Here is a 20,593-nt window from a genome sequence, read left to right on the forward strand (position 1 = left end):
TGAGAGGGCCTCCTTTGTGGGACGTATGATCTAGAGAAACCCATACCTACCACGGAGTGCCCTCTCTTCCAAGCATTTTCGCTCATAACCTATTGATCTGTTGTCGTTAAAAAAGATCTTCACCCAACGGATATGGAGCGGAAAAGGCGGCTCCCACTGCAATGCTGGAGTCGTACCGCTCCATACCCGCCTCGGCGGACACCGTCTTGTCTTACATGTGCGCCTGCGTGGCTGATGGCTTGTCGGCTTTCCGTAACGTCAACCAGCTAGCCGACCCCAGCCCCACGGCAACTGCAAACCACAACGTCGTCATGCGGATCAACACCGTCGCGCTGGCGGCCTCCGGCTTAGTCACACCGAAGTGCACCAGCAGGAAAAATACCGTGGCATCGGCCGTGCCCAGACCACCCGGTATGAACGACGGGGCGCCCGCCAACGAGGCAAACGCAAAAATGAAGATCGCGACAGGCAGTCCGATGTCGTATCCCATGGCCACCAACATCAGATGAAACGATAGCCCTTGCGCGGCATAAGCGCAACACCCGAGGCACCATCCCGGTAACAGACGGTGCGGCACCAGGCAGTTTTTGGCCTGCGCGAGTATCCGGGCAACCCAGGCCAAGGTCCGGGTCAGCCAACCGTTCTGGCCACGTTCGCCCCATTCGACCAGCAACGGTGCCGCGGCGATCAACACGGCCACCGCGAGCAGGGCCGCGCCCAGAACCCACAGACCGTAACGTGACTTCGGGTACAGCGACAAACCAATCATCGTCAACGTGACCACCGACAACAAATCGGTGAGGCGGTCGGCAAAAAACGCGGCGAAGCTCTGTGTATACGTGACGTTGTGGCGCGCCAGAAAGGCACTGCGCAACAATTCGCCGACTTTCCCGGGCGTCGTCGTCAACGCAAACCCCGACAAGTAAATGACGAAGCTTTGCAGGTGGTCGACGCGTAGTCCCAGGGCGCTCAGATACCATTGCCATCGGCAAAAGCGCAGCGTGAATCCCGCGAACGTCAACCCACAGCCCATGGCCAAGCCGCCGGCCCCGACGCGGGCAACGGCCATGTGTCGTCCCATCCGGTGGCGAGTGCCAGTCCGAGGTAGCCGGTCACCGCCAGCAACAGCGCCAGAATCACCATACGCATCAGGCGCGGCGTCAGGGTGATCGGTAGTGCGACCGTTGCGGAAGTCACGCGCAATCGTACTCCGTTGCATCAGGCATCGAACAAGCGGCGATTGTGGGCCGAGATAGTCAAAATTCCAATAGAGGTTTGGGTCTGAACGAAGTGCTAGCTAGAGTGAGCCATCAGGCAACGCGTTCGGATCGGCGATGGATGAATTGAAATACCCGGCGTCTTCCCTCTTAAGTTGGGCGATTATCCCTTGGCGGTAGGTAAGAGAGGAGTATAATGGATTTCCAGGCCTATACCACCTCTCGTGGGGTGGTCCACAAAGTCTGGACATCGCCCATGCCTGCATTGCCGCGGCGTGTTATGAACGCCACCGTGTTTCTTGCCGTGGGGGCTGAAGGCGACGCTCCGCACGATGGCGTCATGGCCACCCAAAATCTTCTGGACTTGCGCGTGTGTGAGCAGTGTTGAAAGGAGCGCGCTTTGCGCATCCGGCGTCGGCTCGGATGCGACGCCGACGGCTTCATTCGCGAGCAACAAGGCGAGGTCGATGCTATGGTCTTTTTCCCTTTCCGCGGCGATGGCCAAACGCCCGGCGTTCGAGACCTGTGCCTCCCATTCGGCAGCGCGTTGCAGTCGCGCGAGACCAGCGCCAGGACACCTTGGCACTGCCGGAGCTTGGCGTAGAGCTGCTGCTCCCACAGGTCACCCGGCCTTGAGGCCGGTTTCACGGTCGAAGTCGAGGAAGAGGCTGCGGTGTTGCTTGTCCTCAAGCCACGTCTTGAGCCTTTGGGCCCAAGCGTTGTCCTTGCTGCTGTGGCTGATGAATATCGCGGTCATCTCGATGGGCAACCGTTGAAGATGGCGCTCATGCGCCTTGCTTAGGCGGTTTCGGTGGTTCCTGCTCGGCCCCACCCTTGGCTTGTTTTGCCCCCCCGTGGCTTGTTCGGTCCCAGCCTTGGCTTGAGACTGCCAGAATAGTTGCTGTTCCTCGGCGATAATGGTTTCGACCCGCTCGACCAGGAGGCGATAGACGCTGGCCTCGTCCTCTGCGGCGGCGTACGCATCCGCGTTGTTGAGATACAGGCGGTACTCGCGTTTCATCCCTTCGGAGGCCTTGCGGTAGGCTTGCCAGGTCTCGCTGGGACGCAGCAAGGTATCGACCGCCCGGCTGATGGAGACGCCGGCACCTAACGCGGCGGTAAAATGGCGCTCCCAGTCCGCCTTATCCAGCACTCGGAGCAGCGAAATCAGCGCGCCAAGGACGATGACGCAGATGGTGAACGCCAAATATCGGCGTTTCTGTTTCCCGGCGCCCTTCGAGTACCACTCACGCTGCCCATCTAGGACCGTTCGGAAATAATAGTCGGCACGTGCCTGGCGAGTTTCGATGGGCGACATCCGGGCGGGTTTGACCGTTGGGACCATCGTTGTCTGATGGCATGCGCGCCTCCCCTTTATTTAAGTTTCGGCTTGATCACTGCCAGGCTATCGCCGATCTTAGCCGCTACGGGCTCTTAGGCGCTAAACCGGCTGACGAGCGTCGCTGGTTAAGTCGATTTCCTGCCGCGATCGCCATCGCGCGCCCCGACTGGTCCCTTCGAGATGTTATGGGAAAGCCGGTCGGTACACCATGGGGCTCACGAGTGAGTGGGCGAGCCGTGCCCTCCGGGTGGGGCCGAGGAGCACCGGTCGCTCGATGGGAACGTCCTCGAAGAGGTCTTGCACGTTCACGCTGACTTCCGGGAAGCGCGGGCTCGTGAACGATTCGTCGAGGCCGGTGAGGGTAGGCGCCGGGTAACGACCCTGCTCATCGAAGTACACCTCCACGAAGCCACTTTGAGAAACGATCCAGTATTCCGGGACACCGAAACGCTCGTACAGCGCGCGTTTCTCCCGTCGATCGCGCGCTTCGGTCGCGGGCGGAGGATCTCGATGACGACGTCCGGCGTCCCCACGATGGCCGCCTCCCCGATCTTCGTCCGATCGCAGACGACGAGGCCGTCGGGCTGCACAACTTCGAAGTCGGAGAGCTGGGCGATGAACGGGCCGCATGGCGTGCCGCGAAAGCAGTGGAACGAGAGCACGGCGAGGTTCTGTGCGATGCGCTGGTGTCGAGTCGTCGGTGCCGGGGCCATGGCATGGGCCTCGCCGTCGATGAGCTCCCAGCGGGTGTCGCCCTCGAAGCCCAGGTAGTCGACATAGGAATAGCGATGGGTATGGCGAGCCTCGTTTCGCATCGTCGGACGACGATCCGAAGTTTCTCCCATCATATATATACCACGCACGGTCCACAGATTGCGCTTTTCGATCCCCTCACATTGGGATCCCCTCACGCTGGGATCCCTTCACCCTGGCCTTTCCCCGGAGCGAGAGGGGATCCTAAGGAAGCGATCGATGACGGTGGCCGATAGAGCGCCGTGGTAGGTGCGGGCCGCGCCGCAGAGGCCGGTTCACCCCCCCGTTGGGACCTATAGTAGGATCCCGCTCGCCAAATTACCTTGGACAACGCCATGCCGGAGCCAAGTACCCTCACCGACGTCACCTCCCTGCGCGAACGCCTCGCGGCGCTCAGGGGGTTTCTTTGACTATCCGGCCAAGCGCCGGCGCCTGATGGAGATCGTCCAGGCGCTGGAGGACCCCTCGGTGTGGGCCGACCGGGAAGAGACGCAGGCGCTCGGCAAGGAGCGGGTCGCGCTGGAGCGTGTCGTGACGGGTCTGGACGCCCTGGAGCGCGGCATCCGGGAGGGCTCGGAGCTCCTGGAGATCGCCGTGGCCGAGGGCGATGAGATCATCGCCGATGAGGTGTGGGACGATCTCGTCGCGATCGAGCGGCGCCTTACCGGTCTGGAGTTCGCGCGCATGTTTTCCGGCGAGATGGATCCGCAGAACGCCTTTTTGGACGTCCAGGCGGGCTCGGGCGGGACCGAGGCGCAGGACTGGGCCGAGATGCTGCTCCGCATGTACCTCAAATGGGGAGACCGGCACGGCTTTAAGACCGAGCTCATCGAGGCCTCCGCGGGCGAGGTCGCGGGCATCAAGAGCGCGACCGTGTATTTCCAGGGGGATTACGCCTATGGCTGGCTCAGGACCGAGACCGGCGTACACCGTCTGGTGCGGAAATCCCCGTTCGATTCCGGGAATCGTAGACACACGTCTTTCGCCTCGGTGTTCGTCTCGCCGGAGATCGACGACGACGTGGACATCGTGATCAACCCGGCCGATCTCCGCGTCGACACCTACCGCGCCGGTGGGGCCGGTGGCCAGCACGTCAACAAGACCGATTCGGCCATCCGCATCACCCACCTCCCGAGCGGGGTCGTGGTGCAGTGTCAGAACGAACGCTCTCAACACAAGAATCGCTCGCGCGCCATGAAGCAACTCCAGGCCAAGCTCTACGAGATCGAGATGCACAAGCGCGATACCGTGAAGCAGGCCATCGAGGACACCAAGGCCGACATCGGCTGGGGAAACCAGATCCGCTCCTATGTCCTCGATCAGTCGCGCGTCAAAGACCTGCGCACTGGTGTCGAGAGCGGCAACCCGACGGCCATCCTGGACGGCGATCTGGACCGCTTCATCGAGGCGACCCTCAAGACCGGTGCCTGACATGAAGAAAGATAGTTGCAAAGAATAAGAAATATGGTCGAGATCGATTCCAACGATCAGCCGGCGCAGCGCCGCTACAAGCTCGCCGCGCTGCGCCGGACCGGTAACGCCTATCCCAACGATTTCGAGCGCGACGGGCTGTGCGCCGATCTCCACGCCCGCTATGCCGAGCGGGAGGCGGAACCGATAACGGTGCGCATCGCGGGCCGGCTCATGACCCGCCGCGTGATGGGCAAGGCGGCCTTCGCCCACCTCCAGGACATGAGCGGCCGCATCCAGATCTATCTCCGGCGCGAGGACCTGCCCGAGGGCGGTTACGAGTCTTTCAAGCAGTGGGACCTCGGCGACATCGTGGGCGCCGAGGGGACGCTCTTCACGACCAGGACCGGCGAACTGACGGTCCACGTACGAGAGGCGCGATTGCTGGTGAAATCCCTGCACCCCTTGCCCGAGAAGTTCCACGGCCTGGCCGATCAGGAAACCCGCTACCGCAAGCGCTACCTCGACCTCGTCATGAACGAGGCGACCCGGCGGGTCTTCGAGCGGCGCGCGGCGATCGTGGATTTCATCCGCGCGTTTTTGAAGGCGCGCGGGTTCTTGGAGGTCGAGACCCCCATGATGCAACCGATCGCCGGGGGCGCCGCCGCGCGGCCGTTCGTGACCCATCACAACACCCTCGACATGACGCTGTATCTGCGCATCGCCCCCGAGCTGTATTTGAAACGGCTGCTCGTGGGCGGCCTGGAGAAGGTCTTCGAGATCAACCGCAATTTCCGCAACGAGGGGCTCTCGACACGCCACAACCCCGAATTCACGATGCTCGAGTTCTATGAGGCCTATGCGACCTTCGAGGACCTCATGGGCCTGACCGAAACACTGATCCGCGGTCTCGCCGTGGCGGTGCTCGGCGACACTCGGTTGCCCTACCAGGGCGTGGAATACGACCTCTCCAAACCGTTCTCGCGCATGACGGTCCAGGAGGCGATCCTGCGTTTCAATCCCGATATCGATCCGGCGACCTTGGGGTCCCTCGACCTCGCGCGGCGCTGTGCCCGCGAGCGCGGCCTCTCCATCGAGGAGGGCTGGGGGCTCGGCAAGGTCCAACTGGAGCTGTTCGAGAAGACCGCCGAGGAGCGTCTCGGCGAGCCTTGTTTCATCACCGCCTTTCCGACGGAGGTCTCACCGCTGGCGCGCCGGAACGAGCGCGACCCCTGCGTCACCGACCGCTTCGAGCTCTTCGTCGCCGGCCAGGAGATCGCGAACGGTTTCTCGGAGCTGAACGATCCCGACGACCAGGCCGAGCGCTTCCGGCGCCAGGCGGCGGAAAAAGACGCTGGCTACGACGAGGCGATGTCGTACGATGCCGACTACCTCGAGGCCCTGGAACACGGCATGCCGCCCGCCGCCGGCGAGGGCATCGGCATCGATCGGGTGGTGATGCTATTCACCGACTCGCGCTCGATCCGCGACGTGCTGCTCTTCCCGCTCCTGAGGCCCAGGGCGAGCGAGCCCTAGCTAGCTAGAGCAATGCGACCCGAGCAGTTGTGCCGCAAGCAGTGCGATAGCTGATCGCCTTCGGATTACGGAGTCTGAGGCAAGCGATCTGGCTCGCGCACTGTGTGGAGCGCAATGGCAGCCGGCCAGCATCGGTTACGCGGGTTGCCCTAAGACAGCAGACCGAGCCGCCTATCAAACCCTGAGCAACCAATAGGTTCGATCTGGAAATGCGGCATCACGCACCGGCAGCTCTTCGAATCCGAGCTTGGCAAAAAGGTCCCGCATCGCTGTGGCGCGCACGGAAGTGCGCCCTATATGGTATGTGAATCCCTCCCGGCGAAGCACAGGGATCAACGCAGCCGCGAGCCCATAGGCGATCTGTCCTCGTCGGGCGGCGGGATCCACGCAGACCGTATCCGCGTAAAACACACGGTTCTCTCCCTCGAACACGTAATCGAGCGTGGTGGTGCCCGAGATTGCTCTGAGCGTGAGGTCTCGATGGTCTTCGCTCTCTCGCAACACCTCATATCCGACGGCGTACCCCGCGATCTTGCCGGAGGCCTTGGCTATGAAGGCCACAGCATTACGCCGCATCAGATCGACGCCGAGTCCAAAGTGCAGGCGCGGCCTTTCGAGGTCGTCGTTCCAAGGCGGCTCTCGGAAGCCCGATAGGCCAGGGAGGCTATCTGCCCGATCAGAACGCCGGACCTATCTTCGCGCAAGTCCTCGACGGCGATCCGCTCGATCGCGATGTCATCGATATCCATCAGAGGTGCCGTCGCGCCTGAAGCGCCCTCGCCGCAAGAAATAGATCACCTGATCCGCCACCTCCCGCGAGAACAGGCCGCCGAAGTGGGAGACGGGTAAGACGATTTGATCGGCCGCTGCCACGCAGGTCGTCTCGACAGCCGCCACGGTGCCGTCATGGGGGCGATCGAGCCGCGCGAGGAAGCGACCCAGCCCGACACCCCGGCTGCCGCCGATGGCCCCGAGCGCGCGCTCGTCCCGCCAGGCCGGGACATTGCCGAGCAGCCCTTGCTCGATGCTCTGACCCAAGAGGCGCCGGCCGAGCGGGTTCTTGGCGAGCGCCTGGGCAGCCCGGCTGCCCTGGTGGGGCGTGGCGAGGGTCACCACGCGGCCCGGTCGCCCATCCGAATCGCCGTGAAGGAAGTGCCGTAGGACGAGACCGCCGAGGCTATGCGCGACGTAGTGAACGACCGGTGCCTCGATGCCGGCCACGAAGTCGCCGAGGAGCCGCGCGGCAACGGCCGGGCTTACCCGCACGCTCGGGTACGAGAACTGATGAGTTGAGAACCCCGCAACCGTGAGCTGGCGGCGCAGGAGCGCCATCTCCCGGCCGCTCATGAAGAGCCCGTGGATGAGGACCACGACCTCTTCGGCCTCGCCAAAGGGGATCCAGTGCCTGCGGGCGATCTCGGGAGCAGGTTCAGAGATGGTCGAAACTCCCTGGCGAGGTCAGAAAGGGACCGGCGCTATGCGGGCATGATCGGATCTTCGGATCGCTCAGGCGTCGTTGGCGCCGTGGATGACCGTGCCGCGCCCCGACGCGAAATCCAGCAGGCGTTCGATGGGCCGGCGCGCGCGCCGCCCAATCTCCGGATCCACCAACACCTCGTTGGCGCCGGAGCGTAGGCTCGCAGCCACCTTCCTGAGCCCGTTCATCGCCATCCACGGGCAGTGGCCGCAGCTCCGGCAGGTGGCGCCGTGGCCCGCCGTCGGGGCCTCGATGAGGGTCTTGCCGGGCGCGGCCTGCTGCATCTTGTAGAAGATCCCGCGGTCGGTCGCGACGATGAGCTTCTCGACCGGTAGATCGCGGGCGGCCTTGATCAAGGCCGTGGTCGAGCCCACCACATCGGCCTGGGCCACGACCCCGGCCGGTGATTCGGGATGCACCAGCACCTTGGCGTCGGGATGGACGCGGCGCAGCGCATCGAGCTCGCGCGCCTTGAACTCCTCATGGACGATGCAGGCGCCGTCCCACAGCACCATGTCCGCCTCGGTCTTCTCCTGTACATAGGCGCCCAGGTACTTGTCTGGGGCCCACAGGATCTGCTCTCCGCGGTCCCTGAGGTAGGCCACGACCTCGAGCGCGCTCGACGACGTCACGACCCAGTCGGAACGCGCCTTGACTGCCGCGCTGGTATTGGCATAGACCACAACGGTGCGGTCGGGGTGGGCATCGCAGAAGGCCGCGAACGCCGGAGGAGGGCACCCGAGGTCCAGCGAGCACTCGGCTTCCAGGTCCGGCATCAGGACGCGCTTCTCGGGGTTCAAGATCTTGGCGGTCTCGCCCATGAACCGGACTCCCGCGACCAAGAGGATCGAGGCCGGGTGCTCGTGTCCGAAGCGCGCCATGTCCAGCGAGTCGGAGACATGGCCGCCGGTGTCGTCGCAGAGCCGCTGGATCTCGGGATCGGTGTAGTAGTGCGCGACCATGACGGCGTCCTGGATGCGGAGGAGGCCCTTGATCTCGGCCCGGAGCGCATCGCGCTCATCGTCGGAGAGAACCTCGACGACCGTCGGGGGGACCGCCGGAATGGGATAGGATCGGAGCTGAAGCATAGGGGAACCTCGATACTTACCGCCACAGTGCGGTCAGCGAAAGAACTCCACCGTGCCCGGGCTGCGAGCGCGATACAGGCGGGCGGGTCGGCGGCGCTGGGCGTGCGACTGCCATTCCGCAGAGGCCTCGATGTAGCCTGTGGCCTGGATGTGCTTCCGGAAATTGCGCTTGTCCAGCGTCCTTCCGAGCACCCGCTCGTAGACCGACTGGAGCTCGCCCAGGGTGAACTTCTCCGGCATAAGCCGCAACGCGATAGACGAGTAGCCGAGCTTGGCGGAGAGGCGGGCGCGGGCGAGACGCAGGATCGCCTCGTGGTCGAAGGCGAGCGCCGGCGGGTCCTCGACCGGAAACCAGCCGACCGCCTCGGCGTCGGACGCCGCCTTGGGCGCAACGGCCTCATAGGGCACGAGGCCGAAGTACACGACCGAGATGACCCGTTCACGTGGATCACGCCCTGGCGTGCCCACCGTGCAGAGTTGCTCGAGGTACATGCCGGAGAGCCCGGTCTCTTCGGCTAGCTCGCGCCGGGCGCAGGGTTCTAAATCCTCATCGATGTCGATGAACCCACCCGGCAGGGCCCAGTGGCCGCGGAAGGGGTCGTGCGCGCGCCGAATGAGCAGGACCAGCAGGCGTTCGTCCTGGATCGTGAACAGCACCACGTCGGTCGTCACCGCGGGGTGCGGATAGTCGTAGGTGAAAGGCATGCCCAAACCCGTAGCGGGTCGACCACCATAGTGTATTAGCTACACCCGTACAAGGGGCATTCCCACAAAGTAGTGGGGCCCTATGAGGGTCTGCGGATGGCGATGGACAGCTCCCGAAGCTGCGCCTCCGGCACGGGCGAGGGGGCGGCCGTCAGCGGGCAGGCCGCGGAGTGGGTCTTGGGGAAGGCGATCACGTCCCGGATCGACGAAACGCCGGCCATGAGCATCACCAGCCGGTCCAGGCCGAAGGCGATCCCGCCGTGCGGCGGGCACCCGTAACGGAGTGCCTCCAGGAGGAAACCAAACTTCTCTCGCGCCTCGTCCTGCTGGATGTCGAGGAGTCGAAACACGGCCTCCTGCATCTCGCGGCGATGGATGCGTACCGAGCCGCCGCCGATCTCGGTGCCGTTTAGGACCAGGTCGTAGGCGCGCGACAGGCAGCCGAGAGGATCGGCCGCTAGCTCGGCCGCATCGGTGACCTTGGGGGCGGTGAAGGGGTGATGCAGGGCGAGAAACCGCTGTTCTTCTTTGCTCCACTCGAACATCGGAAAGTCCACGACCCATAGTGGATGCCAGCCCCGCTGCGCGAGCCCGAGATCGGCCCCGAGCTTGAGCCGCAAGGCCCCGAGGGCGTCGTTGACCACCCGCGCATCGTCGGCCCCGAAAAAGATCAGGTCTCCGCTCTGTGCCCCGGTGCGCGCGAGGATGCCGTCGATGGCCGTGTCCGACAAGAACTTCAGTATCGGTGATTGGAGACCGTCGCGCCCCTGCCCCAGATGGTTGACCTTGATGTAGGCGAGTCCTCTGGCCCCATGGCCGGCGATGAAGGTCGCGTAATCGTCGAGGGCCTTGCGCGACAACGTCGCGGCCCCCGGTACGCTGAGCGCCGCGACACGAGCACCCGGCCGGTTCGCGGGCCCGGAGAACACGGTGAATTCGACCGATGTGACGAGATCGGCGCAGTCCACAAGCTCGAGCGGGACCCTGAGGTCGGGCCGATCGGTGCCAAAACGCCGCATACACTCGGCGAAGCTCATGCGCGGGATGGGGTCGGTCAGCATGTCCCCGAGCACCTCCTGGAAAAGCCCGCGAAACATGTCCTCCATGATGGCGAGGATCCCGCCCTCGTTCAGGAACGTGGTCTCGATGTCGAGCTGGGTGAACTCGGGTTGACGGTCCGCGCGCAGGTCTTCGTCGCGGAAGCAGCGCACGATCTGGTAGTAACGGTCCAGGCCCGACATCATGAGGAGCTGCTTGAAGAGCTGCGGGGACTGCGGCAACGCGAAGAACCGCCCCGGATGGGTGCGGCTCGGTACGAGATAGTCACGAGCGCCCTCCGGCGTCGCGCGTGTCAGCATCGGGGTCTCGATCTCGACGAAGCCGGCGTCGTCCAGGTAGCGCCGCAGCACCCGGCAGACGCGCGCGCGCAGCCGGAGGTTGTCCTGCATCTGGGGCCGGCGCAGATCGATGTAGCGATAGCGCAAGCGTGTTTCTTCCTCGACATTGGCGTCGTCCACCTGGAAGGGGGGTGGGTCGGCGGTATTGAGGATCTCGAGCTCATCACCAACGATCTCGACCTCACCACTCGGGAGCCCCGGGTTCTCGGTGCCGGGCGGGCGTCGGCGTACCCGGCCTCGCACGCGTAGCACGTACTCCCCCCGCGCGCGCTCGGCCACCGCGAAACTGGCGGGTTTCTCGGGATCGAAGACCACCTGGACGAGGCCGGCGCGATCCCGCAGATCGATAAACAGGATCCCTCCGTGGTCGCGACGCCGGTGGACCCAACCATACAGGGTGACCCACTGTTCGAGGCAAGCGAGGTCGATCTGCCCGCAATAGTGGGTGCGCATGAGGAGGGTCGAGACGGCGGAGGGGATGAATGGTACGGAGTCGGTGCGGGCCGCGCAACGTCACGCGGGGCCGCGCCTCTCCGAGGGACTCGGCGGCGTGTCGGGTCGTGACGCCCGTCACTCGCTCGCGGTGCTGGGCTGCTCCGGCTTCTTGGTCTTTGCCGCCGGTGGTGTGCCGCCGTCGGTGGGCTTCTTGGTCCCGCCATCGCTCTCTGGGGTCTTGGGCTGGGTCTCGCCATCGCTCTCTGCGCTCTTGGGCTTAGTCTTGCCCTTGTCCTTGAAATCGGTGGCGTACCAGCCCGAACCCTTGAGCCGGAACCCCGCCGCCGAGACCAGCCGCCTCAGGTCCGTCTTGGCGCACGCCGGACAGTCGGTCAGGGCCGGGGCGCCGAGCTGCTGGATGGCCTCCATCCGGTGGCCGCAACTCGGGCACTCATACTCGTAGATCGGCATAGCGAAGCCCTCAGGTCCAGGATGCGCTCACCATAGGGTCTGCCCCGTAAAATTCAAGGGTGGGCGGGCGCACCGGGCAGCAAGCTTTGTTCCTGGCAGGCTATCCGCTATCATCGCGCGGCCGCGATCCAGGGCCGTTAGCTCAGCCGGTAGAGCAGCGGACTTTTAATCCGTTGGTCGTAGGTTCGATTCCTACACGGCCCACCAGTTAAATCAATGGCTTGTGTCTCGTCGGCAAGCTCAAGCTCGTCCAGTGCTACCGTTCTGCTACCACCTGGGCGGAAGACCAGCGCCCCAAGCCGATCGGCGACCTCGTCCCCGCCCCCTGGCATGAGATGCGCGTAGACGTCCATGGTGACGTTGATGGACGAATGCCCCATGAGCGCCTGGATCCGCTTCGGGTGCTCGCCATTGGCGATCAGCAAGCTCGCGTAGGTGTGGCGGAGATCCTGAAACCGGATCTTGCGTAGGCCCGCACGCCGTAGCGCCGGATAGAAACCGCGGTTCAGCAAATTGCCGTAGTTCTCGGGGTTGCCCGCGCCGTTCGGGAAGACCAGATCGTGCGTCCCGAGCGGGCATTGGAGCCGCCAGCGTCTAAGCTCGGCCACCAGCTCGCCCGGCAGGTCCACCCGGCGCCTGGAGGCTTTGGTCTTAAGCTCCGAGAATCGCTCGGCCGTGTATTGCTGGCGCACGTAGATCTGGCGCGCCGTCCAATCGATACTGCCCCACGCGAGCCCGAGGAGCTCACCTTCCCGCAGGCCGGTCAGCACGGCGGTGAGGATGATTACGCGCCAGCGCGCATCAGCGGCCGCCAGGAGCGCTTGGATCTCGGGAGGGGCGAAGATGTTCTCCTCGACGAGGTCGTGGCTACGGCGCGAACTGGCGCCGAGCTTCGTGCCCTTGGCGGGATTGGTCTCAAGCCACTCGCGCCGGATCGCGTAGAGGAACAGGGAGCCGAGTAGAGTAAGGCACTTGTTGACGGTCCGACGCCCGACGCCCGAATCGAGGAGGTGCGCCCGGAACGATTCCACGTACGGGGCGCCGTAGATTGGGCGGCGTGCCGGTTCCGGGTCGGCCCGCCGAATGTCCCGCGCCTTCCAACCCTTAAACCACGGCAGCAGGTGCCGGTTCAGATTCCCGTGGTAGTCCTTGAAGGTCGTATCCCGAACGTCGTTGGCTTTGGCGTTCTCCAGAAAGGCTTGCGCCAGGCCCTCAAAGCTTACCTGCCCGGCGGGTCTCCGGTAGGTGCCTCGGGAGATCTCCCGCACCCGCTCGGCCAGGAGCCGTTCGGCCTCCTTGCGGTTGCCCTTGGTGGTCTCCCAATGACGGCAGCCTTGTTGGTCGCGGTAATCGAGGCACCAGTGCCCACGGCGTTTCCGGATGCAGGCCATTATCCCGTCCTCCTGGTCATCGTTTCAGCGGACCCCAGCCGCAAAGTCATCCTCGCGGATGAACCGCCAGCCCGCCAACTCGGCGGCCTCGGCGTCACGGCTATCGCCCTTGATGCGGTGGTCGTTGCCGACCATGACGTAGTCATCGAAGCCGGGCGCATACGTGCGGATCTGGGAGAGGAACTCGGCCTTTGGCATGCTCATCGGCCCGATGAAGCTGACCTCGCGCAGCACCCAGAGCTGGCCGAGGGTGTAGGTAATATGGCCCCAGTTGCCGCACAGGCCGACGACGTGGCCGGAGTCGCGAAGCGCTCGCACCGCCGACCACGGGACCGGCCCCGAAGAGAATTCGAGGGTCTCGTCTACATCGAACGAGTAGACCCGTATGGGTGCCTTGAGGTCTTCGGCCATGGGTCAATCTACGATGGTAGTTCCGCGCGTTTACGCTCGGCCAGCAGGAGCCCCTCGATGATCGCCGAGCAAGTGCGGCCAGTGCGCTCCCCCAGGCCGGCGAGCGCCGCGGCCGCCTCCGGCTTCAGCACCGCCTCGATACGCTTAGCGCCCGCGAGGCGACGACGCAGCAAGCTCCTGGCGGCCCGGGCGGTGCCGGATAGACCTCGGGCCGAGGGCTCGTCGAAGCCCACGAATTCCAGTCGGATCGCGACTGGGGTGTTGATGGGTTTCATTCTGCCTCCGCCGTCTCATTCTCACGTCGGATCCGTTCCAGTTCATTCAAATGATGCTCCCTTGGGCTTCGGGTGTTCTTACGGATCCGGTCCAAATGAAGGATCCGGTCCAAATGAAGCTCATACCTTGGGCTTCGGGTCTTGATAGGCTCTATCGGCGGCTCCGAGACTGCGGGCATACAGCTCGCCGAAGCCTTCCTTGCCTCTCGCGCGCTAAGCCCATCGAGAAGCCCATCCGCCTGTTCGATGGCGGTGGCTATGGTCTGGCCGCGCGCCACCCGAATCCGCTCCTCTACCCACGCATCTACCTCAGCCTCAATCCACCCCCTCAAGGTGCTTTCTATTATTTCCCCGTCAGCAGATGTACTTAACCCAAGAGGGATCGACTGAGGGAACAGCCCGGCTTTCATGCGGCGGTAGATCTCGGTACGTGATAGGCCGGTTCGGGCCCGGACTGCCGGGAGGCGAAGGAGTGTGTTTGGCATTTGTCTTGTGCTCTATGTTAAGGGGCTACGGAGACCTATTATTGTGGGTGGATCAAGGCTTCGGCGAAGGGCCCCGCAGGAACCTCCGGGCTCCGGGCCCGCGGGCCCCGTTGGCGGATACTGCGCGCATGGGGCCCCCTAGGGTGTTGACGGGTTCGTCGTGGCCTCCTGAGAGAGCCCGCCCCTTCGGGGGCGGGATGTTTAGCATCTGTCAAGCAGCATGAAGGTGCCCGCGGGGCTGCCCGGCCTCCTCGGGCTCGCACCAAGCGCAGCCCTGGCCGTCGCATCGTGGGCAGGTGCATCCGCCGGTCCCCGATACGTCAGGAAATGGGTCCTGCTCTGTCAGGGTCCTCGTACTTGAAGTCCCAGCGGGTGGTCCCAGGTCCTCGAGATCCTCGTGAATCTGTTCGAGCGCCTGCGTCGCCTCTTCCACCACGAAGGCGGCGGGGATGTACTCTTGGGGCAGGGCTTCTTCTACTCCTTCTAAGTCTTTTAGCTTCTCGGTGGCAAGCTTCAAGCGCTCGACCGCTGCCATGAACCGATACATCAGCGGGGTGAATCTATCGTCGCTTTCGGCTGGACGGGCGACGGTCGTGGTGCTCATGATTGCACCTCCTTCGCGGCCCGCATTTTGCGCATCAGAACATCTACGTACCGCAACGCGTGCGCGAAGTGAACCACCGTTTCCGAGTCTTGATGCTCCTCTCTGAGTCTGAGCTTCGGGTTGATGGGCTTTTCGTCGCACCAGCTCTGCACCGCCGACAACCTTTCGATTTCTCCGTATGAAACCAGCCCGGTCAAAAGCGCTTCACGACACCTCTCCAGCTCCTCGCAGGCTAGGCTCACTTCGTCGCCATCAAATACGACTTGCGCGTTATGCTTTGCCATGGCGGCACCTCCTCTACAGGATTGACGCGCATCCAATGATGGGCGCCGGGTGCCTGAAACCGCTGTGAGACGGTGCGACGTATTTTCCCCGAGGGGATCTTGTATTAGGCCACACACCCGGCAGAAACGGAGGGCACAAAAAAAACCGCAAAGTCTGACGGGAGCGGTGACCGCTCACAGGGCGTTTTCAGACGCCATAGTAGAAGCATAGCACCCCCTGAAGCCGGATGCAAGGGGGAAGGCAGCATTGGTAGATATAGGCGCGGCCTGCTCCGAGTATCAGGGCAAGGCGCCGCGTAACCTGCCCTGCAGGCGCGTGCAAGTTGATATGGGGCGTTTGTGATGTCAGGTAGGGAGGTCACTTCGCCTCTCCCCAAATGGGGGGTTACGCATAGCCGAGGACACAGCAGACAATGGGGTGTCTTCGGCAGTCGCCTTTCTCGCTCGCCAATGGGCACAGCGTCGTCTTCCCTGCATGTGGGTGAGAAGCGGTACCCTTGTATGACAGCCGTCATCCACTACGCGCCCACAAAGATGACGACGACGATCCAGTTTTACGGCCGGCTCTGCCGCCCCCCGGAGCAACGGACCACGGCGGCCGGCAAGCCCATGACGACCGGCACGATGGTGGTGGACCTGGGGCGCGACGCCGAGGCGCCCGAGTGGTTCTCGCTCGTCGCGTTCGGGACCATCGCCGAGGCCCTGGCCAAACACGCCAAGGACGACATGGTGGCGATCTCGGGCCGGCTCACGAAGTCGTCATGGAAGAGCCGGGACGGCGTGCAGCGCACGGGCTTCTCGGTGCTCGTCGATTCTATCCAGAGCGCTCGCACGGTCCGGCCGGCGAAGGCGCCGAAGGCTGGACACGAGCAGCCGGCAGAGTTACCGTGACATGAAGGCCCATATCCTAAGCCGCCTTCGCATCGGCCTCGCGCTCTTGGCCCAGCAGATACTCGACAAGCCTTTCCCCCGCGGTCTCGGGCGGATGCACCGGCACCTCGCCGGGGGCTTTGGCGAATGTGATGAGCGCCGCACCGTCACTGGTGATCCGCCCGATGTGCAGGTCGCCGTGAGCCCACGTGCTCGGGAACCGCTTGTGCAGCTCCTTACGCTTGGCTTCGAGCTCCGCGATCCGGGCCTTGTGTGCGGGCAGGTCCTCGACGGTGCCGAAGACGGCGCCGTTCTGCTGGTACGCCAGCTCGGCCGCGATCACCCAGAGCAGGAACAACTGCTCCGGATGGCCACCCAGCTCGAGGACCGCCTGGTCTTTCTGGTTCCAATACAGCCCGCCGATCCGCTCCTTCGCCGGGGGCTCAGGGAGTCGGCCGCTTGCGATTTCTCGCGTTAAGTGCCGGATGTAGGTCCCGCATCCCGAGTGCAGCCCGAAAAGCTTCTCCGCCAGGCGCTCCTTGACCGCTTCGACCTCATCATATGAGGCGTCGGCCCGCTGCAAGCACTCGGCAATGAAACACCGAAGGCTCGGCTTGCCCGGGGTCAGTACGCGCAGCTCCCGCTCGATTTCAAGCGCCACACTAACGGCCGCATCGAATTGTCTGGTCATGGCTTAGCTCCTCGCGTAGGCGGCTTTCAGATCCGGATCGGCGGCTAAAACCTGGTTCACCGCCGATTGGTAATCCAAGTGCGTGACCAAACCCATGAGCGCCACGGTGCGCAGATGAACGGTCTCACCCGGCGTCTTGCCTTGCGCCAGCGGCACCGGCGCTGGTAAAGGGACCGCGGGCTTGGTGGTCACTCGCGCCGCCGGTTGCGCGTAGGCTTCGGCCAGTTGCTTGTCGGCCGCGAGAACGGCATGAAGAGCCTCTTTGTAACTGACGCCTTGGTGCTCGGACATGTGCGCCTCGGCTCGCCTATTGACCTCGGCGCCGGTATTGGTGAACTTCGATATAGTCGTCATAGTCGTTCCTCTTTCAGTTTAGTGGATGGCCCGGAGCGCCGCCTCCAGCAAAGTATCCCGCAGCCTGAAATCGCCCTCGTGGCACTCCGAGACGATGGTTTCGAGCACCTCGGCAGCTTCCTCTGGGCTCTGGCCATGCCTCAGGCATGCGGCGCGAATTATCTCTAAATCGGCGGGCGGTTAAAGTGGTGTCGTCTGGCATCGGGCGGCCTCTCGTTCAATGCGCTCGATCCGCAACAATATCCGGCCACGTCGCGACCGCTGCAAAATCTCGGCTCGGCGCCGCCGCGCTTCATCGAGCGGCATTTTGTCCCGCGGCCACCAACTCCAGGATCAACAGCCGTTTCTTAGTGCTCGTCATTGGAACTGCCCCCTCAGCGTCCGGTGCTCCTCCATGTCGGGGCGCCCGAACGATATTGTGCCCTGAGCAAAGCCATCCGGTGATATCGGGATAACGGAAACGCACAGGCTCACGGCCCCCGACGCAGCATTGGCGAGATCGTCATGATCGCTGGGCAGGTGGTCGATCTTCGTGCCTCGCGCGACGAGCCCTAGCTAGCAGTTGCTCGGTGAGCCTCGAAACATCCAGCAACTCTACTTCGCCCGCGTTGATCCGGGGTTCGAGCGCTTCGTAGATCTGCGACTTTGTAAGCACCGATAGCCGGTAGCTCACGCCGTGCTCGAAGAAGTCTTGCACGAACGTCTCGCCTGCGTACCGATCGCCGGTCACCGCCGAGATGCCGTACTCCTTCAGGGTGCCGGCGAACTTCCGCACCGCATCCCGCGGGTTGAAAGGCGGCTTGCCGGTTTGGGTCGCTACAAGGTCCCGCACAGCACGGTTGCGTGCCGCATCGAAATGCGCGATCCCAAGCGCCGCGTCGTCCGAGCTCCCTCCGCTCATGTCCACGAACGCCGAATACTCGATGCCCTCGACGGGGCGCAGCACCTTGCGGCCCTCGACCACGCCGTCCATGACGCGCCCCGCATCGAGAAACGCGCCATCGGGCATGCCGGGGAGGTTCAGGTGCAGCCGCCGGAACTTGTGGGATGGCAGGCGCCGGCGTTGCTGCGCGAGGTAGGTGGGGTTTCCCCACGAGTTGCTCGGGCTGTTGTAGATGCTCGCGTAACTCGTGATCCAGGTCAGCGCATCGAGCCTCGTGGGGTCCGGCGCCAAGGCCTCGAAGATGTCCCAGTTGCGGTAGCCGTGGATCTCGTCGAAGCCAACAAAGAGGTATGTCTTGCCATGAGCGCCGATCGCGTCCTGGGCCGGCAAGATCTTCAGCGTGCCCTTGGCGTCTACCCGCTCGATCTCCTTCTGCTTCACGATGACATCGCGATCGAGCAGCGGATTCATGGCGATGACCTTCTTGAAGAGCTTGAGGTCATCACCAGCCTGCCCCTCGTCGTTCGCCAGAAGAAAAGCAGTCGTTGCCGTGTGGGGATTCCCAGGCTAGGAAGCGGTAGAGCGCGGCGAGGATGAGGTCCGCCGATTTCCAGTTCTTCTTACCGCGCCCGATGAGCACGAGGTTGTAGTGCGGCGCGCCGCCCTCGCCGAAGGCGTACAAGGTATCCGTGAAGATGCGTTGGCGGTAGGGCTTGCTCACGTCCATGAGAGGGCGTTCGTCGATCCAGCGAAGGTGTCCGAAGAATGCGAGCGGGGAGATCGTCACGCTGATAATCCCCCCCATCGCCTGCCAGATGCGCCATACGCCTGTACAACGGCCATGACGCTGGCGTTTTGGCGTCCCGGGACGCCCTTTGCCTACCGTTGAACATGAACACCAAACCGAACATGTCCTTATCGACTATTGAGGAAGCAGTTGAGGAAGCGGCGCCCAAAGAGTCGACGTATGACGCCTTGAGGACAGTATCGGCCGTGGCTGCGGCAGTGTGGGCTGTGCTGTGGGTTGCATGCGTACTCTCCTTGCTTTGGTCGATGCTCGGCCGTGGCTAGCTAGACCCCTTGGGACGAGACGCCGGTCATGGGCGCGGTTTTAGAACGCCGGATCGCATCATCGAACGTTTCCTCCGCATGCTGTTCATCGCGTGATCGGACCTTGGGCCTCTGCCGCCCGATCTGGGCCATGGGCACTACCTCCCACGCCGACAAGTTCAGCCCAGACTTGGCTTGCCCGTCGCGGCTGGTCCAGGACCCTAGGGTGAGCCGACCTTCGCAATACACGAGCGCCCCTTTGATGAGCCGCGGGGTCAATGGGGTTACGGTATTGCCGAACAACGCCACTCGCACTCAACTCGCCGGGGTCTCGTCCCCTGCCTTGGTATCCACCGCCACGGGGAAGGATGCCCAGGGGGCGCCGTCGCGGGCGTTTCGGACCTCGGCGTCCTTGCCGAGGCGCCCTGTGAAACAGGCGGTAATGCCGATCATGCCCCGCTCGAAAGGAGGTTTTTCCAAGTCCCTATCATTGGGCTCCTCCCGCCAACCGTAAGTATTCGGCTCGCGTAATCTCATCGGCTTCGCACTCTCGGAGCACGACGAACACATCGGGCGGCGCCATGCCCCACTGCCGCGTCAAATAGCCCGCTATGCGGGGCTGCCAGGCGCCGTCCTCGGTTTCTTCCGGCCTGCCCCGCTGGCCTGAAAGGGGTAGGCCGTGCTCCTCCGCTAGCGCCTCCATGGTGCTGTGCTCGGGGGGCTGCATTCCCTCGCAGTCCGCCAGGATGAAGCCGAACTCGCGCAGCGTCCGAAGCAACTTCAGCAAGCGTTCATCCGGGTGCGGGTCGCCCCCCGCGTCAACGATCTGCAGGCGGTACTCGTGTGGGTCCTTCATAAGCCCTCCCTCCACGAATGGCTCGCCCTCATATTGGTAGCGCGGCGGTAGCACGCCTCAAATAGCCTAATTAATTCAGCGGCTTGAGAACGACGCAAGGATTGGTTATCCGTTAGTCGGATCATGCCTTGCCCTTCGTTAGTTAGCACGTCGTGGAGCCGAACATCGCGACACTGACGCTTGAGGCCGAGCGCCTTGTAAATCGCGAGCAGGGCGCCGGTCAGTTGTGTGTGCGGCTGTATGTCTATTCCGCCGCCCTCGGCGATCCGCGTTTCCTCGTGCTCGATGCAGAGCTCCAACCAAACAGCCCGCCGACATAGGGAGCGCTGCGCGTGCGACAAGCCGTCATCCCCGCCAAGGTCAATCACCAGGGCTTGCAAACGATCGCGCACCTCGCGGCCGAGCCGGGTCCGGCCGTCCATCACCGCCGCGAAGTCTTGGCCGTACCGTGCCGCACGAGCTTATTCCTCAGGCCGGGTTTGCTAGTGGAGTGTCCCTTAAATAACTTGACAGATTCTCTGGCAATTGCTATGCTTACGGTCATGCCGAACACGAGGCTGTCGATCGAGTTGAAACGGCTGAATGGACGCAGCTCGAAAAGTGGGAGT

General features: G+C 63.7%; 28 protein-coding genes, 1 tRNA gene and 1 pseudogene. 7 read left to right on the plus strand and 23 right to left on the minus strand.

Translation table 11 applies throughout. The annotated features are described in order from the left end of the window. Positions 1 to 211: 211 nt before the first annotated feature. The 4 genes from M3461_23935 to M3461_23950 all read right to left on the minus strand — a co-directional run bounded on the left by M3461_23935 (position 212) and on the right by M3461_23950 (position 3,374). The gene (locus M3461_23935; GenBank protein ID MDQ3777186.1) at positions 212 to 1,069 is read right to left on the minus strand and encodes a flippase-like domain-containing protein; all 858 of its coding nucleotides are present in this window, start codon (positions 1,067 to 1,069) and stop codon (positions 212 to 214) included. Between the two features lie 311 nt (positions 1,070 to 1,380). Next, the gene (locus M3461_23940) at positions 1,381 to 1,722 is read right to left on the minus strand and encodes a hypothetical protein (GenBank protein ID MDQ3777187.1); all 342 of its coding nucleotides are present in this window, start codon (positions 1,720 to 1,722) and stop codon (positions 1,381 to 1,383) included. A gap of 117 nt (positions 1,723 to 1,839) precedes the next feature. Then, positions 1,840 to 2,535, minus strand: coding sequence for a DUF4231 domain-containing protein (locus M3461_23945; protein MDQ3777188.1), 696 nt, complete (start codon positions 2,533 to 2,535; stop codon positions 1,840 to 1,842). 329 nt (positions 2,536 to 2,864) lie between these two features. Beyond that, a complete protein-coding gene (locus M3461_23950; GenBank protein ID MDQ3777189.1) occupies positions 2,865 to 3,374 on the minus strand; it encodes a Uma2 family endonuclease in 510 nt (169 codons plus the stop codon). Between the two features lie 273 nt (positions 3,375 to 3,647). On the opposite strand from M3461_23950, the gene prfB reads away from it, so the two are divergent. After that, positions 3,648 to 4,743 (plus strand): peptide chain release factor 2 gene (prfB, locus tag M3461_23955; GenBank protein MDQ3777190.1). Its coding sequence is split into 2 segments (ribosomal slippage): positions 3,648 to 3,719 and positions 3,721 to 4,743, totalling 1,095 coding nucleotides; the frame shifts between segments, so codons are not numbered across the junction. 33 nt (positions 4,744 to 4,776) lie between these two features. Further along, entirely contained in the window at positions 4,777 to 6,258 is a 1,482-nt protein-coding gene (lysS, locus tag M3461_23960; GenBank protein ID MDQ3777191.1) for a lysine--tRNA ligase, read from the plus strand. Between the two features lie 174 nt (positions 6,259 to 6,432). Here the strand turns inward: lysS and M3461_23965 are convergent, their stop codons facing one another. The 7 genes from M3461_23965 to M3461_23995 all read right to left on the minus strand — a co-directional run bounded on the left by M3461_23965 (position 6,433) and on the right by M3461_23995 (position 11,831). Then, entirely contained in the window at positions 6,433 to 6,861 is a 429-nt protein-coding gene (locus tag M3461_23965; GenBank protein ID MDQ3777192.1) for a GNAT family N-acetyltransferase, read from the minus strand. Further along, positions 6,834 to 7,007 carry a hypothetical protein gene (locus M3461_23970; GenBank protein MDQ3777193.1) on the minus strand — a complete coding sequence of 58 codons (174 nt, stop codon included), beginning with the start codon at positions 7,005 to 7,007 and terminating at the stop codon, positions 6,834 to 6,836. The genes M3461_23965 and M3461_23970 overlap by 28 nt, the downstream gene beginning before the upstream one ends. After that, positions 6,994 to 7,629, minus strand: coding sequence for an alpha/beta hydrolase (locus M3461_23975; GenBank protein ID MDQ3777194.1), 636 nt, complete (start codon positions 7,627 to 7,629; stop codon positions 6,994 to 6,996). Before M3461_23975 ends, M3461_23970 begins: the two co-directional genes overlap by 14 nt. A 135-nt stretch (positions 7,630 to 7,764) precedes the next feature. Beyond that, positions 7,765 to 8,823, minus strand: coding sequence for a quinolinate synthase NadA (gene nadA / locus M3461_23980; GenBank protein MDQ3777195.1), 1,059 nt, complete (start codon positions 8,821 to 8,823; stop codon positions 7,765 to 7,767). 33 nt (positions 8,824 to 8,856) lie between these two features. Next, positions 8,857 to 9,528, minus strand: coding sequence for an NUDIX hydrolase (locus M3461_23985; GenBank protein ID MDQ3777196.1), 672 nt, complete (start codon positions 9,526 to 9,528; stop codon positions 8,857 to 8,859). A gap of 80 nt (positions 9,529 to 9,608) precedes the next feature. Then, positions 9,609 to 11,378: an aspartate--tRNA ligase gene (aspS, locus tag M3461_23990; GenBank protein MDQ3777197.1), complete on the minus strand. Its 1,770-nt coding sequence runs from the start codon at positions 11,376 to 11,378 to the stop codon at positions 9,609 to 9,611. A 117-nt stretch (positions 11,379 to 11,495) separates the two neighbouring features. Further along, positions 11,496 to 11,831 carry a zinc ribbon domain-containing protein gene (locus M3461_23995; GenBank protein ID MDQ3777198.1) on the minus strand — a complete coding sequence of 112 codons (336 nt, stop codon included), beginning with the start codon at positions 11,829 to 11,831 and terminating at the stop codon, positions 11,496 to 11,498. 131 nt (positions 11,832 to 11,962) lie between these two features. Here M3461_23995 and M3461_24000 point away from each other — a divergent pair. From M3461_24000 to M3461_24010, 3 genes are all read left to right on the plus strand, one after another. After that, positions 11,963 to 12,038 (plus strand) — tRNA-Lys (locus M3461_24000). Between the two features lie 14 nt (positions 12,039 to 12,052). Then, positions 12,053 to 12,301, plus strand: coding sequence for a hypothetical protein (locus tag M3461_24005; GenBank protein MDQ3777199.1), 249 nt, complete (start codon positions 12,053 to 12,055; stop codon positions 12,299 to 12,301). A gap of 90 nt (positions 12,302 to 12,391) precedes the next feature. Next, positions 12,392 to 12,793, plus strand: coding sequence for a hypothetical protein (locus M3461_24010; GenBank protein MDQ3777200.1), 402 nt, complete (start codon positions 12,392 to 12,394; stop codon positions 12,791 to 12,793). A 453-nt stretch (positions 12,794 to 13,246) separates the two neighbouring features. On the opposite strand, the gene M3461_24015 is transcribed toward M3461_24010, so the two are convergent. The 5 genes and pseudogenes from M3461_24015 to M3461_24035 all read right to left on the minus strand — a co-directional run bounded on the left by M3461_24015 (position 13,247) and on the right by M3461_24035 (position 15,281). Continuing rightward, positions 13,247 to 13,633 (minus strand): hypothetical protein, encoded by a 387-nt coding sequence (locus tag M3461_24015; GenBank protein MDQ3777201.1) that lies wholly within the window; start codon positions 13,631 to 13,633, stop codon positions 13,247 to 13,249. Between the two features lie 8 nt (positions 13,634 to 13,641). Next, positions 13,642 to 13,908, minus strand: a complete 267-nt coding sequence (locus M3461_24020) for a hypothetical protein (GenBank protein MDQ3777202.1) — start codon at positions 13,906 to 13,908, stop codon at positions 13,642 to 13,644. 269 nt (positions 13,909 to 14,177) lie between these two features. Next, positions 14,178 to 14,393: pseudogene (locus M3461_24025) on the minus strand (AlpA family phage regulatory protein). Between the two features lie 211 nt (positions 14,394 to 14,604). Further along, on the minus strand, positions 14,605 to 14,997 hold the full coding sequence (locus M3461_24030; GenBank protein MDQ3777203.1) for a hypothetical protein: 393 nt from the start codon (positions 14,995 to 14,997) through the stop codon (positions 14,605 to 14,607). Beyond that, positions 14,994 to 15,281 carry a hypothetical protein gene (locus M3461_24035; GenBank protein ID MDQ3777204.1) on the minus strand — a complete coding sequence of 96 codons (288 nt, stop codon included), beginning with the start codon at positions 15,279 to 15,281 and terminating at the stop codon, positions 14,994 to 14,996. The genes M3461_24030 and M3461_24035 overlap by 4 nt, the downstream gene beginning before the upstream one ends. A 501-nt stretch (positions 15,282 to 15,782) precedes the next feature. On the opposite strand from M3461_24035, the gene M3461_24040 reads away from it, so the two are divergent. After that, positions 15,783 to 16,172, plus strand: a complete 390-nt coding sequence (locus M3461_24040) for a single-stranded DNA-binding protein (protein MDQ3777205.1) — start codon at positions 15,783 to 15,785, stop codon at positions 16,170 to 16,172. 16 nt (positions 16,173 to 16,188) lie between these two features. Here the strand turns inward: M3461_24040 and M3461_24045 are convergent, their stop codons facing one another. The 6 genes from M3461_24045 to M3461_24070 all read right to left on the minus strand — a co-directional run bounded on the left by M3461_24045 (position 16,189) and on the right by M3461_24070 (position 19,985). Then, positions 16,189 to 16,842, minus strand: a complete 654-nt coding sequence (locus tag M3461_24045) for a hypothetical protein (GenBank protein ID MDQ3777206.1) — start codon at positions 16,840 to 16,842, stop codon at positions 16,189 to 16,191. Positions 16,843 to 16,845: 3 nt separating this feature from the next. Beyond that, positions 16,846 to 17,196 (minus strand): hypothetical protein, encoded by a 351-nt coding sequence (locus M3461_24050; GenBank protein ID MDQ3777207.1) that lies wholly within the window; start codon positions 17,194 to 17,196, stop codon positions 16,846 to 16,848. Positions 17,197 to 17,698: 502 nt separating this feature from the next. Further along, on the minus strand, positions 17,699 to 18,550 hold the full coding sequence (locus tag M3461_24055) for a hypothetical protein (GenBank protein MDQ3777208.1): 852 nt from the start codon (positions 18,548 to 18,550) through the stop codon (positions 17,699 to 17,701). A 31-nt stretch (positions 18,551 to 18,581) separates the two neighbouring features. Next, positions 18,582 to 18,866, minus strand: a complete 285-nt coding sequence (locus M3461_24060) for a hypothetical protein (protein ID MDQ3777209.1) — start codon at positions 18,864 to 18,866, stop codon at positions 18,582 to 18,584. Between the two features lie 578 nt (positions 18,867 to 19,444). Next, the gene (locus M3461_24065; protein MDQ3777210.1) at positions 19,445 to 19,609 is read right to left on the minus strand and encodes a hypothetical protein; all 165 of its coding nucleotides are present in this window, start codon (positions 19,607 to 19,609) and stop codon (positions 19,445 to 19,447) included. Positions 19,610 to 19,616: 7 nt separating this feature from the next. Continuing rightward, a complete protein-coding gene (locus tag M3461_24070) occupies positions 19,617 to 19,985 on the minus strand; it encodes a hypothetical protein (GenBank protein MDQ3777211.1) in 369 nt (122 codons plus the stop codon). 152 nt (positions 19,986 to 20,137) lie between these two features. Between M3461_24070 and M3461_24075 the strand changes: the two genes are divergently transcribed. Further along, complete coding sequence (locus M3461_24075) at positions 20,138 to 20,305, plus strand: hypothetical protein (GenBank protein MDQ3777212.1); 168 nt, start codon at positions 20,138 to 20,140, stop codon at positions 20,303 to 20,305. 101 nt (positions 20,306 to 20,406) lie between these two features. Here M3461_24075 and M3461_24080 read toward each other — a convergent pair. Beyond that, on the minus strand, positions 20,407 to 20,593 hold a 187-nt coding region (locus tag M3461_24080), incomplete at its 5' end, for a hypothetical protein (GenBank protein ID MDQ3777213.1).

This window comes from Pseudomonadota bacterium (assembly GCA_030860485.1).
In the GTDB taxonomy this organism is placed as follows: Bacteria; Pseudomonadota; Gammaproteobacteria; order JACCXJ01; family JACCXJ01; genus JACCXJ01.